Here is a 15503-nt window from a genome sequence, read left to right on the forward strand (position 1 = left end):
TGAAAATACGCTATAGTTGGAAGGGCTTATTCTGGTTTTTTCTAAAAAATTTTCTGGGTAAGCAATCTAAACTAACCACAGCGTACGTATATCTGTTCGATAACACTTTTCTTTTCATTAGGCCGTTCTTTCGAGAACGGTCTTTTTTTTGACTCATTGCTAAGTGTTCGAATCCGGAGAGTAACTGAGACGGCGCTAGTAAGCTTTTTTAACAGAATCTGGTAGCTTGTTCAATGGTGAGGTTCGGTTCTTGTTTGATCGAGCGAACGTTTATAAGCTACCCAGGATGACTTCGTGTGGCAAGGTTGGCCCACCGTGTCGGTTCTAAGAACCGCGTGGGCGGCCCCGCCGACACCACATCGCTTGCAACGCGATACTAAATCGGTGAAAGCTGGCTGGAATCGTCGCTTTTTAGCAAAAAAACCCGGCCTAAACCGGGCTTCCCTTGGTAGTGCACTTTAACACAGTGCCCACACACAGGCACAAGCGACTAACTGAACAGTTCCAAAAGTGTTTCTATAATTGGTACCCTCTGTGCAGTTGCGGTTGTTTATTGATAGAACGGTAGTCAAATTAGGGAATGTTGTATTCCACCGTCGCCTGATCCAGCGTTTTGGCGTACCGATTCACCACTTCATCCAGGAACAGAAACGCACCATTACCAATCCCTCCTAATGACTCGTTGTTCACAACAGGTTCATTTTCGTAGGTATTCCCGGCGTTACGCGAAGTTACCTGTCCTTTGAATACCACCACTCCGTTTTCCAGCGTGGCAGTTATTCGTATCTGAACGGGTTGTCGAATCGTCTTAAACTCCGTTACAGTCTGATACTGCGTTGTAATCGTTCCTTCCTCTTCGCTGGCTACTTCAATATCAAATCCGGCTTCTTCCAGATAAGCCTGAACCGACTCGAAAAGCGTCGAATCGGCTAATGTGGTCGTTACTTCGATCGCATCGGCCCCACTGGGAATCGTCTGCGCTTTTCCCGCAAATGAACGAAAGACAAACGCGATGGCTAAGCAGAAAAACAGCTTCATGATCGGACGGATGCAGAGCACCTTGTAAGTACGAATTTATTAGCACAGCCGGTTACAAAAAAAAACGCCCGGTCAATATGTCCAGGCGTTTCGATACCCACCGTAACTTGTAAGCCACAAAAATAGAAAAAACGGTGAATGTAAGGCAGGTCAGTAAAGCCCAAGCCCTTAATACAGGCTGTTTATTTCGGAACCGGTACCTTTTACTCCGTTTAAGTCACTCTGGCGGCAAAAAGGGGTTCTTAAATTTATAGACTTACGGCCTGCTTCCCCGCCTTGAGCGGCAGCGTTTTTCCTTTCCAGCGCAGTATACCCGTCAGGGTTGCGGGCAGAGTTATAGTACCGGTCAATCCACCCGTTGGTGTTTTTTGAAACTGTACCGCTATTTCGCCTACCGGATGCGGCATTCGTCCCTCTACGTTGGTTAAATCTCCCAGAAACGGCTCAATACGTACGGTTTTAAAGCCCGGCTCAGCCGGTTTTATGCCGCAGGTCAACGACAGAAATTCGTATAAGGGTGATGCGCTCCAGGCGTGGCAGTCCGAACGCGTCGGTTCCGGATTTTCGGCAAAGGTGGTTAAGCCCATAGCCAGCATATCGCGCCAGGGTTTTAGCTGCGTCACGAACTGATCACCGAGACCTGCTTTTTTCAACGCTTCGAACAAATAGAATTTGAAGTAAAACGTAGCCTGCGTCAGGGAGGTATCGGTCATCACTTTTTGCAGGAGCGATGCCTGTTGCGCTGCGGGTACCGCATCCGTCAGCACGGCCAGGATATTCGCGTGCTGGCTAAAGCTGGTTTTACCGGATTGTCCGGCAGCAGCAAGCGGAGTGTCTGCCATCAGATTTCGACCCGCGTCCCAGCATTGCGCATAGACTGCCTTGTTCAGTTTACGGCCTAACTCGCGGTAATGTTCGGCCTGCTCGTTCTTGCCGTAATGCGCCAGCAAATCACCCGCCCGGAAGTAGGTGTATGCCTGTTGAAGCGATAAAATACTTGATCCACCTTTGCGCGCTCCCGCCGGAACACCACCGGCAATTTCATCACCCGCATTTTGCCACTTCGACCAGTCTACAAAATTCCACCATTCCAGCGGTCCGTTCAGGCCGGTTACCGCCAGTCGTTGCTCATGCCAGTTCAGAACTCCCATTATTCCGGGCAAAAATGATTTTACGAACGCATCGTCCTGGCGGTGCATCCAGTAATCGTGCACCATACAAACCCAGAACAGCGAAAAGGTAGGAATCACCTGAAAATCGGCGGATGGGTAACGGCTCTGCGTCAGCCCGTCGTTGAAACGGCTGTGTTCATAGTCCATAATCGCTTTCCGCATCAGCCGGTCGTCGCCGGTTACGTACAGCGAAATCATCGATTGAATGCGCGTGTCGCCGGTATATTGCAGCTGTTCGTAATACGGACAATCGTAGTAGTTCTCACCCGCACAAAGCCGGGCGGTGCGCCAACCAACGTTCCAGAGCGGTTTTAACGTCGTATCGCTGGCAGTAAACTGCGCTTTTTCTTCGAATGGATAGCCTGTAAACTGACCGACAAGGTCATCCAGAACCAGCGGTTTATCTTTTGTCTCAACCGTTAGTTGCAGGTAGCGGTAGGTGCGAAACCAGAGTGGGCGGAAGGTACGACGATCTCCTCCATCGGCTACGAACTGATCATCGAAACCGCGCAACGTTCGACCCGTAATCTCGTTTCGATTGCCTTTCTGACCTTTCGCATCGATCAACGCTTCGGCGTAACTCAGCGTCACGGTTGTACCCTGCCCCTGGCTGACGGTTAATTCAGGATAGGCGTTGGTCAGGTGTCCCTGATCCAGCAGGAATACGGCTTTTGTATTGGCGGGAACGGTTACCGGCGCTTTACCTTGTAAAAAGGTATCGTCCATGCGCCCGTTTTCACTGCGCCGAACCGTCGCCAGCCGTAATGGCTTTTCCTCCATCATCGGAATGGTGCGTGGCACAAGTCCCCAGTTGCCATCGGTTCCCAAACCACGTGGTTTAGTCGCAAAGCCAAGCGGTTTGGCAGCTACCCACGCTTTGTCATCGAAGTTGAGTTGTTCCCAGCCCCAGGGATAACGAGCCCCATCAACACGGTCACCGTCGCCCACAACGATGTAGGTACGTAATTTCGGAATGTCGTTTTTAATGGGCGAATACGCCAGATTGTGGAGTATCTTCCAGGAAGCATCGGTATTGGCTATCTTCTCCGCGTCGCCGTCACCCTGCAACAGAAACCCAAATTGATAGCTCATCTGCGCAAAGGGAGCGCCCTCACCCATGTACCACACCTGCGCAGCCAACACGTTGTTACCCGCCTGTAAGAAGGGAGCGAGGTCAATGGTTTCGTAATTCCAGTTTTGGGTGTCACTTCGGGCGGGACCATGCGCAACGGCTTTCCCGTTCACGAACAACCGATAGCGATTGTCCGCCGACACATGAACCACGAAACGGGCGGGCTTTTGCGCTAAGTCGATCACTTTTCGCAAATGATAGATACCGTACTGCCGGGCGGGAGCAGTCGGGTGCAAAATCCAGCGGGCAGGCCAGTATTGATTGGTCCAGTTGGGAACTGGCGTTTGAGCGATTAGCGAATTAGCCCAAAACGCCAATCCGATAGCTGAACTCAATAAACGGAGTACTCGAAAATGCAGATTCACACAAAACGTTTTCTTGCAAAGATAGAGCTTACGCTAGTTCGCCAAGCAAGTAAAAGCGGGTGTTTATCGGGCGTACCAGCATGCCGGTTATAGAGTCGTGGTTTTGTGGTGTCGGTTGTGAGCACCCGACACCACTGTTTCCATTAAATGCGCTGGATCAGTTCTTTTACCTGGTGTACCTCGCGGCCCATGATGTGGTCGATGATCGCCTGAGCGTGTTCACGACCGTTCTCAATAAAGACCTTTTCCGTAAAGACGCCAGCCATCACCGTACCGCAGACGTACAGCCCCGGAACGGTGGTCTCAAACGTTTCTTTGTCGTAAACCGGTACCTGCGTCGCCGGATCAAGCTCGATACCACACCGACGAAGCAGTTCAGCGTCGGGGATATAGCCAGTTAACACCAGCACGAAGTCAGCCGGCAGCTGGGTTTCTTCGCCGGTTTTCAGGTTGTTGATCGTTACTGTTTTCTCGTCTATCTGCGTCGCAACGGAGTCGAAGACGGTCTTAATCTTTCCTTCTTTGACCCGGTTTTTTACATCGGGTACAAGCCAGTATTTGACCGTAGTACGAAAATCTTCGCCCCGGTGAACAACCGTAATGTTTACGTCGTGCCGGTATAGTTCGAGAGCGGCTTCGACGGCGGAGTTCGACGCACCGATAATCACAACGTTAGTAAATGAGTATTTAAACGGCTCGTCGTAGTAATGCGATACGTGCGGCAGATCTTCGCCCGGAATACCCAACCAGCGCGGGCGGGTGAAGTAGCCCGTTGCCATGATTACTTTTCGAGCCTGGTACTGCTCACCCGTGGTGGTCGAAACGGTGAATAGATCATCCTGTTTCTGAACGTCCCACACCTGCTGAAACAGTTGAAAATTCAGCTTAAAATAAGCCGCCACCTTCCGGTAGTACTGCAAGGCTTCATCGCGACCCGCTTTTACGCCCGAAATTGGAAAAGGTAGCCCGCCAATTTCAATATTTTCGGCAGTTGAGAAAAAGCGCATCCGTCGTGGATACTGCCGAATGGATTCCGTCAGGCTACCCATTTCCAGAATCAAATGACTCAGACCAGCTTTGGTTGCTTCAATTCCGGCTGCCAGCCCACAAGGGCCACCGCCAACGATAATCACATCGTACACTTGCATGTTCCGTAAAAATAAAATTCGGCTGTTTTCAGGACTTCTCCCTTATTTCTAACACGTAAAAACCCTCTCGCGGTTCCGGATGGTGGTGTCTGCTTTGAGAACCTGGCCCCACCGTCCGGAACCGGATCAGTACCCGTATTGGTTGTGTTTCCTACACTCCCGATTGGCGAACAAAAAGGAGGAGTTGGTTAGCCCACGCATTGCCTGAAGCTGACCGTTTTGTGGTTATCTTTACTCGACGTACCGATTTCATTCGTGGAGAATCAGCCTTATTCACTCTTTTCGTTTACCGATGCCGAAGAAGTTACCTTCTTTGCGGATCTGATTTTGCCCATTCCCGTTCCCAGATTATTTACGTATCGCGTTCCGCGTGGCATGGCTGACACGCTCAAGATCGGGGCGCGGGTTATCGTTCCATTTGGTAAGAACAATGGTCGCGTGCTCACAGCCGTGGTGGCCCGACTGCACAACACACCACCGACAGCTTATCAGGCACGTTACATCAGCGAAGTACTCGACGAATACCCGCTCGTGACCAGTTACCAGTTGGAGTTATTCCGCTGGATGGCCGAGTACTACATGTGCTGCATTGGCGACGTGATGAATGTAGCGCTTCCGTCGGGTCTAAAAATTTCCAGCCAGTCGAAGGTGCAGTTTAATCCGGATTTCGATTACCCGGAACTGCTGACTGAGTTTGAAGCGACACTCCTGACCGAACTCAAAAAACAACCCGCACTTTCGTACGAAGAACTGGGACGATTGGTCGGTGAAGGCGGCAACGTTCCGGCTTTGATCAAATCGCTGATCGGCAAGAAGGCGGTTATTGTTTTCGAGGAGGTCAAAGAAAAGTACATCCCCAAAATGGTGCGGAAAGTCAGACTGCACCGCAACTACGAAGAACGGGAACAATTGCTGGTGTTGCTTCAGCGGCTCGAAAAATTACCGAAGCAGCAGGAAGTGGTGATGCGTTACCTGAGCCACGTACCGATGCAGCGGAACCCGGCTCTCAACCAAAAAGGGCTGGATAAAACAATCCTGAATCAGGATGAAACGCTTTCGCAGTCGTCGCTGACAACGCTCATTAAAAACGACGTTTTCCAAACGTTTGAAGTGATTCAGCCCCGGTTTTCGGACAATTCCGTGTCTACCCCGGTCGAGATCAAGCTGACCGATGCCCAGCAGACAGCCTCGCAGCAGATCATGACCCAGTTTGAGCGTCAGAATATTGTGCTGTTGCACGGCATCACGGGGAGCGGAAAAACAGAAGTGTACATCAATCTGATTCAGCAGGCGCTCGAAAGTGGTTCACAGGTGTTGTATCTCTTGCCCGAGATTGCGCTCACGACTCAGATCGTGGTTCGTCTACAGCGCGTGTTTGGCGACAAAATGGGCATTTACCACTCGAAGTTTTCGGACAACGAGCGGGTCGAAGTCTGGAAAGGTATCGTTTCGGGGCAATACCAGTTTGTAATCGGGGTGCGGTCGTCCGTGTTTTTACCGTTCGACAATCTCGGCCTGATTATCGTGGATGAAGAGCACGAAACGTCGTACAAACAGCACGACCCGGCCCCCCGCTACCACGCCCGCGACGTAGCGATCATGCTGGCGCACTGGCAGCAGGCTAAAGTGTTGCTTGGCTCGGCAACTCCCTCGCTCGAAACCTATTATCAGGCTAAGCAGGGCCGTTATGGGCTGGTTGAGTTGTTCAAGCGGTTTGGGGAAGCCACCTTGCCCAATATCATGCTGGTCAATACCAAGCAGGAGAAGAAGCAGAAAACGATGAAGAATGAGTTTTCGTCGGCCTTGCTTCAGGCGCTGGAAATGAATCTGGAGCGTAAGGAACAAAGTATTCTGTTTCAAAATCGACGCGGTTATTCGCCGTACATGCAGTGCGAAGATTGCGACTGGACCGCTGAATGCTCGAACTGCGCCGTTAGCCTGACCTACCACCAGCGCGATGCCGAACTGCGTTGCCACTACTGCGGCCATAAAGAGAACGTACCCCGTGTCTGCCCGACCTGCGGCTCAACAAAAGTGCGTACCATAGGCTTTGGTACCGAGAAGCTCGAGGACCAGCTGCAAATTTATTTTCCTGGCTCACGGGTGCTGCGGATGGACCTCGACACCACCCGCGCGAAAAACGCTTATCAGCAGATCATTCAGGAATTTGAAGGGGGGCAGGTCGATATGCTCGTCGGTACGCAAATGATTACCAAAGGGTTGGACTTTGATAACGTTAGTTTAGTCGGTATTTTCGACGCTGACCGGCTGATTCACTTCCCTGATTTCCGGGCGACCGAGCGGGCGTTTCAGATGCTCACGCAGGTCAGTGGCCGGGCCGGACGCCGGGCCGGACGCCAGGGAAACGTGTTGATTCAGACGGGTAATCCGCAGCAGACGATCCTGCAAAAAATCATTGAAAACGATTACAAGGGATTGTACGAAGAAGAGATTCAGGAACGGCAGGATTTCAATTACCCGCCTTTCTCGCGATTGATTAAGCTGACAGTTCGCCATCCCGAACGAATCATTAGCCACCAGGCCGCCGAACGACTGACAAACGAACTGACCGACGCACTGGGCAGCAGCCGCGTGCTGGGTCCCGAAGAACCCCTCGTCGAGCGGATACGGAACCTGTTTCTGTTCGATATCCTTATTAAGATCGAACGCGAGAAAGTAAACGTAAAAGCCGTAAAGACGTATATTCAGGAGCGAATCAACGATATTTTGACCGACAAAGGATTACGACAGGTGAGTATTGTGGTCGATGTGGACTGCCTGTAAACGGGCCGTTCCTTTGACAGCACGCATTCAAAACCGAACGGGGTACATACAGTTATTACCCGTTCTCAACCACCATTTTTCGAACTTATGGCCCGAATCCTGATTCAGTTTGCGCACCCAGCCCTGAGCAAATCGCAGGTTCACCGCGTTTTGATCGACTACTGCCGCAATCAGAAAAATGTAACAGTCAACGATCTTTACGAGTCTTACCCAGATATGTTTATCGACGTTGATCGGGAGCAAAAACTAGTGCTTCAGAACGACATTATTCTTTTTCAATTTCCGCTGTACTGGTACAGCAGCCCGGCCATTATCAAGCAATGGTTTGATCTGGTTTTAGAGCATAATTGGGCCTACGGTTCACGAGGAAATGCGCTGGCTGGCAAAAAGATGGGCTGTATTATTTCGTGTGGCGGAGGACCCGACACGTACTTACCAACGGGCCGCAATCATTATCCTGTCGATCAGTTTCTATTGCCGTTTGAGCAGACCGCGCGCTTGTGCAAAATGGAGTACTTACCGCCATTTGTCGTGTACGGCACCTTTCATATCACGAAAGAAGTAATCCGTCAATCGGGGGAGCAATACCAGACCATCCTGTCTGCGCTGGCCAACGACCGGCTAAACGCCTTGAATTACCAGGAGGCAACGTACTTCAACGAATTACTCCCCGATCTGCAAACGGTCGGGCAGGTATAAGTTTCGCTTTCTGAATAGGTTTCAGGTGGTATTATTGCTACTTGATCCAGATACATAGTTCCGTCAATCAACCGTATCAACAATGCAGCAAACATTCTTTTTCCAGGCAATGGTTTATCTGGCCTCTGCGGTCATTACGGTACCTATTGCCAAAAAACTGGGACTGGGTTCGGTGCTTGGTTATTTGCTGGCCGGAATCATCATTGGCCCCGCCGGATTAGAGTTTATCGGGCAGGAAGGCACTGACATCATGCATTTTGCCGAGTTCGGTGTCGTCATTATGCTGTTCGTCATCGGTCTTGAACTGGAGCCATCGCGGCTGTGGCATTTACGAAAATCAATCCTTGGCATGGGTGGCGTGCAGGTGGGAGCTACCTCACTTGTCGTTGCCGGACTGGCCATACTCTTCGGCATCGACTGGAAGCAGGCCCTGGCCCTGGGCATGATTGCCTCGTTATCATCCACGGCCATCGTCCTGCAATCGTTGAACGAAAAGGGTCTGATGAAAACCGCTGCGGGTCAAAGCTCATTTGCGGTATTGTTGTTTCAGGACATTGCCGTTATCCCGATGCTGGCTCTGTTTCCGTTACTCGCCAGTGACACCAACGTACCAGTTGTGGAAGGCGGTCATAGCCACACAACCCTGGTCGATTCCCTGCCCGCCTGGCTTCAACCTTTTGTCGTTTTGGGTTCGGTAGCGGCTATCATTGCCGTCGGACGCTATGCCACACCGCCCCTGTTTCGCATCATCGCCCGAACGGGTATGCGCGAGATGTTTACGGCAACGGCTCTCTTGTTGGTGGTGGGCATTGCGGTGCTGATGACAACGGTTGGACTAAGCCCAGCCCTGGGTACGTTCCTGGCGGGTGTCGTGCTGGCCAACAGCGAATACCGGCACGAGTTGGAAAGCGATATCGATCCGTTCAAGGGTTTGCTATTGGGCTTGTTTTTCATTGCCGTAGGCGCTTCGATCGACTTTCAACTGGTCATGGCAAATCCGGGGCTTATTCTGAGCTTGGTACTAGGGATTATGGCCTGCAAACTGATTGTGCTGTTCCTGCTGGGTAAATCCTTTTCGCTCTCAAATAACCAGAACTCCATCTTTAGCTTCGGCCTTAGCCAGGTTGGTGAGTTTGCCTTTGTGTTGTTCAGCTTCTCGCTACAGGAAGGTATACTCTCGAAAGAAATAACCGACACGATGACGGCTGTTGTCGCCATCAGCATGGCCTTTACTCCGCTGGTGATGCTGCTCAACGAAAAACTGATGCTGCCCCGCCTGACCGTGAAGCAGGACGAGCCCGAAAAAGAAAGCGATCTGGTCGAGCAGGACAACCCGGTTATCATCGCGGGTTATGGTCACTTTGGTAGTACGATAGGGCGTTTTCTGCAAGCCAACAACGTTCAGGCAACGGTTTTGGACAGCAACAGCGACAACGTTGACTACCTGCGCCGGATGGGATTCAACGTTTTTTACGGGGACGCCAGCCGTCATGATCTGCTCGAAATTGCCGGGGCCGCCCGAGCAAAGGTCATTGTGATCGCTATTGGTGACGAAGCAAAACGGCTCGAACTCATCGAGACCATCAAGAAGCATTTTCCCGAACTGCACATTCTGGTACGCTCGACCAACCGCTATGATGCGTATGATCTGATGAACGCCGGGATGCTGCACATCTACCGCGAAACGCTCGATACCAGCCTTCGGGTCGGCGTTGACGCCCTGACCTTGCTGGGCTACCGGGCGCACGAAGCGAATCGTTCAGCAAAAACGTTTTTTATTCACGACGAGCGAACCTTAAAGCGGCTGTCGGCTATCCGCAACGACGACGAGTATGTTCATGCCGTCCGGGAAACGCAATCGGAACTGGAACAAATCTTACAGGCCGATCGTACAGCAGAAAGTCTGCGCGTTGACGAAGGCTGGGATGAAGGCAGCCTGATCGCCGAAAACAACGAGTTAGTGAAGTAATACGCAGATGGCCGTTCTCTGTAGGGAACGGCCACTAACGTAACGAATCAAACCGGGTACTGCCATTCGCCCCGGTAGGCACGACTCAGCAGCTTATTGGCTTCGGGATCATTCGCAATTTGCCCACCGTCCCACTCGACACTACGTCCGAGCTTCATCGACAGCATACCCAATAAGGCCATGTTGGTTGATCGATGCCCAATTTCGATGTCACTAATCGGCAGCTTATTGGTTTTGATACTGTCCAGAAAATTAGCCCACAGCAACGCTATGTTCTGATCGTCCGGTTTGTCCAGTTGCGCGTCCTGGTGGATCGTTGGTTTCTTTGGATCAGATGGGTAAAATGTCCAGCCATCCAGCCAACCCATGTGAAAGGTGCCTTCGGTGCCGTAGAAATATACGCCTACGGCTTGCTGCGGATGGGTTTTCTCGGCAGTATTACCCGCAAAGTTTCGCTGCTCCCAGATCGCCGTAAAATTCTCAAATTCGTAGGTAGCGACCTGATGGTCGGGCGCGTCGGTGCTATCTTTTCGAATCGGTCTTCCGCCGGTAGAATAAATTTTGCGCGGGTGCTTTTCTTCGGTCCACCATAGAATCTGATCGAGCCAGTGAATACCCCAGTCGCCTAGCGTGCCGTTGGCGTAATCCAGGAAGTTACGCCAGCCTCTTGGATGCATAGCCGGATTGTAGGCGCGCAACGGAGCCGGTCCGCACCACATGTTCCAGTCCATTTCTTTAGGCGCTTCACCATCGGGCGTAGGCTGTCCGGCTCCACCCGGATAATACACGAACGCCCGCGCCATTCCGATTTTACCAGCTTTCCCCGACTTCAAAAACTCTATGCCCGATACGTTGTGCGGTGACACCCGACGGTGCGTACCCACCTGACAGATCCTACCCGTTTGCCGGGCGGTTTTCACCATCGCCTTTCCTTCGTTGATCGTATGACTAATGGGCTTCTCGACGTACACGTGAGCACCAACTTTCATAGCGGCAATGGCAATGAGCGGGTGCCAGTGGTCGGGCGTAGCAACGATCACGATTTCGGGCTTTTCCGTATTCAGCATCTCGCGATAATCCCGGTACAGCTTGGGTTTGTCGGATGTCAGCTTACTCAGTTCGTCACTTGTTTTCTGGAGCTGGCGGGTATCAACATCGCAGAGCGCAACTACCTTCGATTCGCCCGCCTGCACAGCGCAACGCAGAATATTGCCACCCCACCAGCCAGCGCCAACCAGGGCCGTACGGTATTTCTGAGGAGCTTTTCGGGTAATAAACGCCCGCACTTGATGAGGGTCCGTAATCAGTGACGCCCCGGCAAGCGCGGAGGTTTTTAAAAAGTCGGAACGGTTCATGTTAAGAAAGAGTCTGTGGTCTACAAAAGGCTATTGCATCATTTCTTTACCGCTTGGATCGACGAAAGCCATACACATCCACCTTTCTTACGACGCTCGCACCCTCAAAAATGGAAGCCCAGAAGAAGCGGCTTAGCCCATAACGCTTGTACCAGCAAAGCCGAAATAACTACGCCATAAGCAATCGAGACGGCAATCACCTGCCGGGGTTGTTTGGCCAGAAAGTAGCCGTAGAGCGGTAGAAGCTGCAACGCATGCATGCCGAAAAAATGAGCAACGCGCAGATCGCCGTAGCCTGTGCTCCAGTTCACTCCGGGAAGGCCCGGCCCGCCATCGGGTGCGCCCACGGTATGCGCTAGCCGCGAGGCCATCATCCCGCCTTCAAACGCAAAAATAACGAACAGTAGAATCCCGAATCGAATCCCCCACAGGTAAGTAGCAGGTACTCCCGTTGGCTTGGTGATAAAGAAAAGATAGCCGATGTAGCCGGTCCAGGCGGTAAACGTCGTGATGGCGATTCCCATAAACGAGAACAATACGCCGTCTACAACGGAAGTAACGTTGAAGTGAGACAGTTTTCCCTGTGCAGCCTGCCCGATAATGACGGCCAACTCAATGGTCATGACGACAACAACCATCCAGGAGTAAACCGCTACGGTTCTTGGTCGGTTCAGGAGATACAGAAAGCAGGCCATCGTCCAGCAGAAAATCCAGATCGATACGCAGAATTTGGTAGGTTTGATGAAGGCGTTGATGCCCAAAACCTGACGCGTAGTGACAAACGACAATCCGATGCATACCAATCCACCGATCAGGCAGATCAAGCCAAACCAATACAGAATGGCGTTCCGTCCTCTCAGCGTTTGCAGGAGCGTGTTCATTCGATTCCGTTGTTAGTTCAGGTCAACTTTAGCCTGTCCCAATACTCGCAGCAGATTGCCGCCCCATATTTTGGCAATGTCGGCTTCTGAATACTGACGACGCAGCAGTTCAGCCGTTAGATTCTCGATCTGGCTAACATCTTCGAGACCATTGACGCCCCCACCCCCATCGAAATCAGAGCCGATACCCACGTGATCAATTCCAACCAGTTTGACGATGTGATCGATGTGATCGGCAATGTCCGACAGGCTGGCCCGCTCCGACGCGTAGGCTTTCGAAACCGAATCGCTCTGGGCCGCAATGCGCGCTTCCAGCTCCGGCGTTGCTACTTTGCCAACCCGCGCCATACGAATCTTGGTTTTCGCGGCCCGGTGTGCATCGGACGGTTTTTTCAAATAGTCGCTCACAAAGTTGACCTGAACAACGCCCCCTTTTGCCGCAATCGCCCGAATCATGTCGTCGGTCATGTTACGGGGAAAATCGCACAGTGCGCGGCAGTTTGAGTGCGAAGCGATAACGGGCGCTTTCGACAAGGCAAGAGCATCGTAGAAAGTACTGTCCGCTACGTGCGACACATCGATCAGGATACCGAGCCGATTCATTTCGACAACCACTTTCTTACCGAAATCACTTAATCCACCGTACATCGGTCCGTCGGGATCGGTAGACGAATCCCCAATGAGGTTGTTAGCAAAGTGCGTCAGCGTAATATAGCGAGCACCTAAATCATAATACGTTTTCAGCATCGACAGATCGTTACCCACCGGGTAGCCATTCTCCATACCGATAAAAACCGCTCGTTTGCCTGCTTTCTGAATTCGGTAGGCATCAGCCGGTGTTGACGCGAGTTCGGCCAGATTTGGGTATTTTTTCAGCGCCTGGTGAATCAGATCGAACTGATTCAGCGCATTACGCTTCGCTTCCGCGTGGCCTGCGTCCGTGCGGGGCCCCTGTGAGGTGTAGACCGCGAAAAACATCGCGTCCATCCCCCCCGCTTTCATGCGTGGGAAATCGATCTGCGACTGATCTTTTTTGGTATCATGGGTCACACCCACATCGAAACCGGGCCTTTGCATGTTGATGGGCGCGTCGGCATGGGTATCGAGTGTCAGGATACGCTGGTGAATTTTACGCGCTTTTTTCGCTAGTTTATCGTCGTCGATGGGCGGATGAGTGGCGAACGAATTGGCTATCAACAAAGTTGACAAAACAAGTGGAAGCATAACAGTCAGGTTGTAGAAGAGGGCATCACGCATTCGAAAACTACGCATTCGCTGATTCAATGTCAAACTTTCGTCCGAAACCCGCTGTTATCGCACTACCTTTGCCGTTTAGTTATTCCGAATAGCCGTTCTTATGGTAAAGAGCCGTTTATTCAACTGATCGATTATGGCCGTCGTACCCTATAAAGATAAAGATACCTCCAAGCGTGAACAGGTAGCCGAGATGTTTGACAGCATTTCGCCGAAATATGACTTATTGAATCACGTTCTGAGTGGTGGCATTGACATTCTCTGGCGCAAACGAGCGATTCGCGAACTCAAGCGTTACGCGCCCAAAACGATTCTGGACATTGCCACCGGAACCGGTGATTTTGCCCTGGAAGCGCTTGCGCTGAAACCCGAAAAAATAGTTGGCGTCGACATTTCGGAGGGTATGCTGGCCGTCGGACGGGAGAAGATGAAGCAGCGCGGTGTCGACAAGATTATCGAAATGCGGTCGGGCGATTCAGAACGTTTAGCCTTTCAGGACAATGAATTCGATGCTGTCATCGTTTCGTTTGGAGTACGTAACTTTGAGAATCTGCTGAAGGGTTTGACGGACATGCACCGCGTTACCCGCCCCGGTGGCGTTTGCGTTGTGCTTGAATTCTCGAACCCGCGTCAGTTTCCGTTTAAACAACTATACGGTTTTTACTCCCGGACTATTCTACCGCTCATTGGGCGCTTAGTGAGTAAAGATGCCTCGGCTTATACTTATCTGCCCGAATCGGTGCAGGCTTTTCCCGATGGCACTGACTTTCTGCGTATTTATGAAGCGGCAGGATTCACCAATACCAAATGGATACCCCTTACGTTCGGCGTTGCTTCGATTTATATAGGTCACAAACGGTCCAATCCGGCCTAAAGCAGTCTGGTTTACCCTGGTTAGCTAGCTTACCGTTTTGCGGTAGTTTGTTCAGGCAGTCGTGCGCTCGCCTGGCTATTGTTGCGGCACTGCTGTTTGTCGTTAGCTTGCAGGCACAGGCACAGGGCTACAAATACGTCCGCAAGCACTTGGAGCGCTACGATGACAAACCTATTCACTACGGTTTTTTCTTCGCGGCTCCCGTTACCCGGTTTAGCGTTGGTCATAGCCCTTCGTTTCTTACGGCTGACTCTGCTTATCGCATCTACTCACCCAACAAACCCAGTTTTCGGGTTGGTTTCGTCGTGAACGCGTTTCTGGATAACCGTTTTGATCTTCGGCTGACACCCTCCGTATCGCTGTTCAGCCGCGAAGTTCATTACGATTATCCGGGTGGTACATCAAAAACCGAAGTCCGGGAATCGACCTGGGTTGATTTACCCTTGTTGTTAAAGTATAAATCGGAACGGCGCAACAATAGCCGAATGTATCTGCTGGCCGGTGGTGCGTTCAGCATTGAAACGAACGTGCGCCGGAAAGAACTGCAAGGAGCGAGTCGGCTCAGTACAGGTACGATGGATCTGGCGGTAGAATATGGGATTGGCTTCGAGCAATTTTTTGAGTTTTTCAAATTTGCCCCCGAATTACGATTTTCGCACGGCCTTATCAACCTGTATCGCCCTTCAACAAATGCCGCAGGAGTTGGTATCAATCGCCTGACGACACATAGCGTAACGTTGTATTTAAACTTCGAATAAATTTGGTGCTGATTTTCAAGCAACTAAAAAATATTTTAAGTTTTTTTACAGAAACGCTTGCAAATCGACTTAAA

General features: G+C 51.4%; 11 protein-coding genes. 5 read left to right on the plus strand and 6 right to left on the minus strand.

Annotation, left to right across the window (positions count from 1 at the left end; translation table 11 throughout):
• Positions 1–573 precede the first annotated feature (573 nt).
• The 3 genes from M0L20_RS05480 to M0L20_RS05490 all read right to left on the minus strand — a co-directional run bounded on the left by M0L20_RS05480 (position 574) and on the right by M0L20_RS05490 (position 4855).
• A complete protein-coding gene (locus M0L20_RS05480) occupies positions 574–1038 on the minus strand; it encodes a hypothetical protein (RefSeq protein WP_248476021.1) in 465 nt (154 codons plus the stop codon).
• Positions 1039–1286: 248 nt separating this feature from the next.
• Positions 1287–3665, minus strand: coding sequence for a family 78 glycoside hydrolase catalytic domain (locus tag M0L20_RS05485; RefSeq protein WP_435531823.1), 2379 nt, complete (start codon positions 3663–3665; stop codon positions 1287–1289).
• Between the two features lie 185 nt (positions 3666–3850).
• Positions 3851–4855: a YpdA family putative bacillithiol disulfide reductase gene (locus M0L20_RS05490; protein ID WP_248476022.1), complete on the minus strand. Its 1005-nt coding sequence runs from the start codon at positions 4853–4855 to the stop codon at positions 3851–3853.
• Between the two features lie 255 nt (positions 4856–5110).
• Between M0L20_RS05490 and priA the strand changes: the two genes are divergently transcribed.
• The 3 genes from priA to M0L20_RS05505 all read left to right on the plus strand — a co-directional run bounded on the left by priA (position 5111) and on the right by M0L20_RS05505 (position 10307).
• Positions 5111–7639 carry a replication restart helicase PriA gene (priA, locus tag M0L20_RS05495; RefSeq protein WP_354004168.1) on the plus strand — a complete coding sequence of 843 codons (2529 nt, stop codon included), beginning with the start codon at positions 5111–5113 and terminating at the stop codon, positions 7637–7639.
• Between the two features lie 87 nt (positions 7640–7726).
• Positions 7727–8338, plus strand: a complete 612-nt coding sequence (locus M0L20_RS05500) for an NAD(P)H-dependent oxidoreductase (protein ID WP_248476023.1) — start codon at positions 7727–7729, stop codon at positions 8336–8338.
• An 82-nt stretch (positions 8339–8420) separates the two neighbouring features.
• Positions 8421–10307, plus strand: coding sequence for a monovalent cation:proton antiporter-2 (CPA2) family protein (locus M0L20_RS05505; RefSeq protein WP_248476024.1), 1887 nt, complete (start codon positions 8421–8423; stop codon positions 10305–10307).
• 47 nt (positions 10308–10354) lie between these two features.
• Here the strand turns inward: M0L20_RS05505 and M0L20_RS05510 are convergent, their stop codons facing one another.
• The 3 genes from M0L20_RS05510 to M0L20_RS05520 all read right to left on the minus strand — a co-directional run bounded on the left by M0L20_RS05510 (position 10355) and on the right by M0L20_RS05520 (position 13767).
• Entirely contained in the window at positions 10355–11662 is a 1308-nt protein-coding gene (locus M0L20_RS05510; RefSeq protein WP_248476025.1) for a Gfo/Idh/MocA family protein, read from the minus strand.
• Between the two features lie 104 nt (positions 11663–11766).
• Positions 11767–12543, minus strand: coding sequence for a hypothetical protein (locus M0L20_RS05515; protein WP_248476026.1), 777 nt, complete (start codon positions 12541–12543; stop codon positions 11767–11769).
• 12 nt (positions 12544–12555) lie between these two features.
• On the minus strand, positions 12556–13767 hold the full coding sequence (locus M0L20_RS05520) for a dipeptidase (protein WP_232562887.1): 1212 nt from the start codon (positions 13765–13767) through the stop codon (positions 12556–12558).
• Positions 13768–13933: 166 nt separating this feature from the next.
• Here M0L20_RS05520 and ubiE point away from each other — a divergent pair, with 166 nt between their 5' ends.
• Together ubiE and porT are read left to right on the plus strand one after the other, a co-directional pair.
• On the plus strand, positions 13934–14671 hold the full coding sequence (ubiE, locus tag M0L20_RS05525) for a bifunctional demethylmenaquinone methyltransferase/2-methoxy-6-polyprenyl-1,4-benzoquinol methylase UbiE (protein ID WP_232559857.1): 738 nt from the start codon (positions 13934–13936) through the stop codon (positions 14669–14671).
• Entirely contained in the window at positions 14605–15429 is an 825-nt protein-coding gene (gene porT / locus M0L20_RS05530; protein WP_248476027.1) for a type IX secretion/gliding motility protein PorT/SprT, read from the plus strand. The genes ubiE and porT overlap by 67 nt, the downstream gene beginning before the upstream one ends.
• Positions 15430–15503: the final 74 nt, after the last annotated feature.

It is taken from the genome of Spirosoma liriopis (genome assembly GCF_023196085.1).
GTDB classification, from domain to species: domain Bacteria; phylum Bacteroidota; class Bacteroidia; order Cytophagales; family Spirosomataceae; genus Spirosoma; species Spirosoma oryzicola.

Coding starts and splice junctions, on each gene's coding strand:
- porT (WP_248476027.1), top strand. CDS start 14,605: ATGGATACCCCTTACGTTCGGCGTTGCTTCGATTTATATAGGTCACAA.
- M0L20_RS05480 (WP_248476021.1), bottom strand. CDS start 1,038: ATGAAGCTGTTTTTCTGCTTAGCCATCGCGTTTGTCTTTCGTTCATTT.
- M0L20_RS05510 (WP_248476025.1), bottom strand. CDS start 11,662: ATGAACCGTTCCGACTTTTTAAAAACCTCCGCGCTTGCCGGGGCGTCA.
- ubiE (WP_232559857.1), top strand. CDS start 13,934: ATGGCCGTCGTACCCTATAAAGATAAAGATACCTCCAAGCGTGAACAG.
- M0L20_RS05500 (WP_248476023.1), top strand. CDS start 7,727: ATGGCCCGAATCCTGATTCAGTTTGCGCACCCAGCCCTGAGCAAATCG.
- M0L20_RS05505 (WP_248476024.1), top strand. CDS start 8,421: ATGCAGCAAACATTCTTTTTCCAGGCAATGGTTTATCTGGCCTCTGCG.
- M0L20_RS05490 (WP_248476022.1), bottom strand. CDS start 4,855: ATGCAAGTGTACGATGTGATTATCGTTGGCGGTGGCCCTTGTGGGCTG.
- M0L20_RS05520 (WP_232562887.1), bottom strand. CDS start 13,767: ATGCTTCCACTTGTTTTGTCAACTTTGTTGATAGCCAATTCGTTCGCC.
- M0L20_RS05515 (WP_248476026.1), bottom strand. CDS start 12,543: ATGAACACGCTCCTGCAAACGCTGAGAGGACGGAACGCCATTCTGTAT.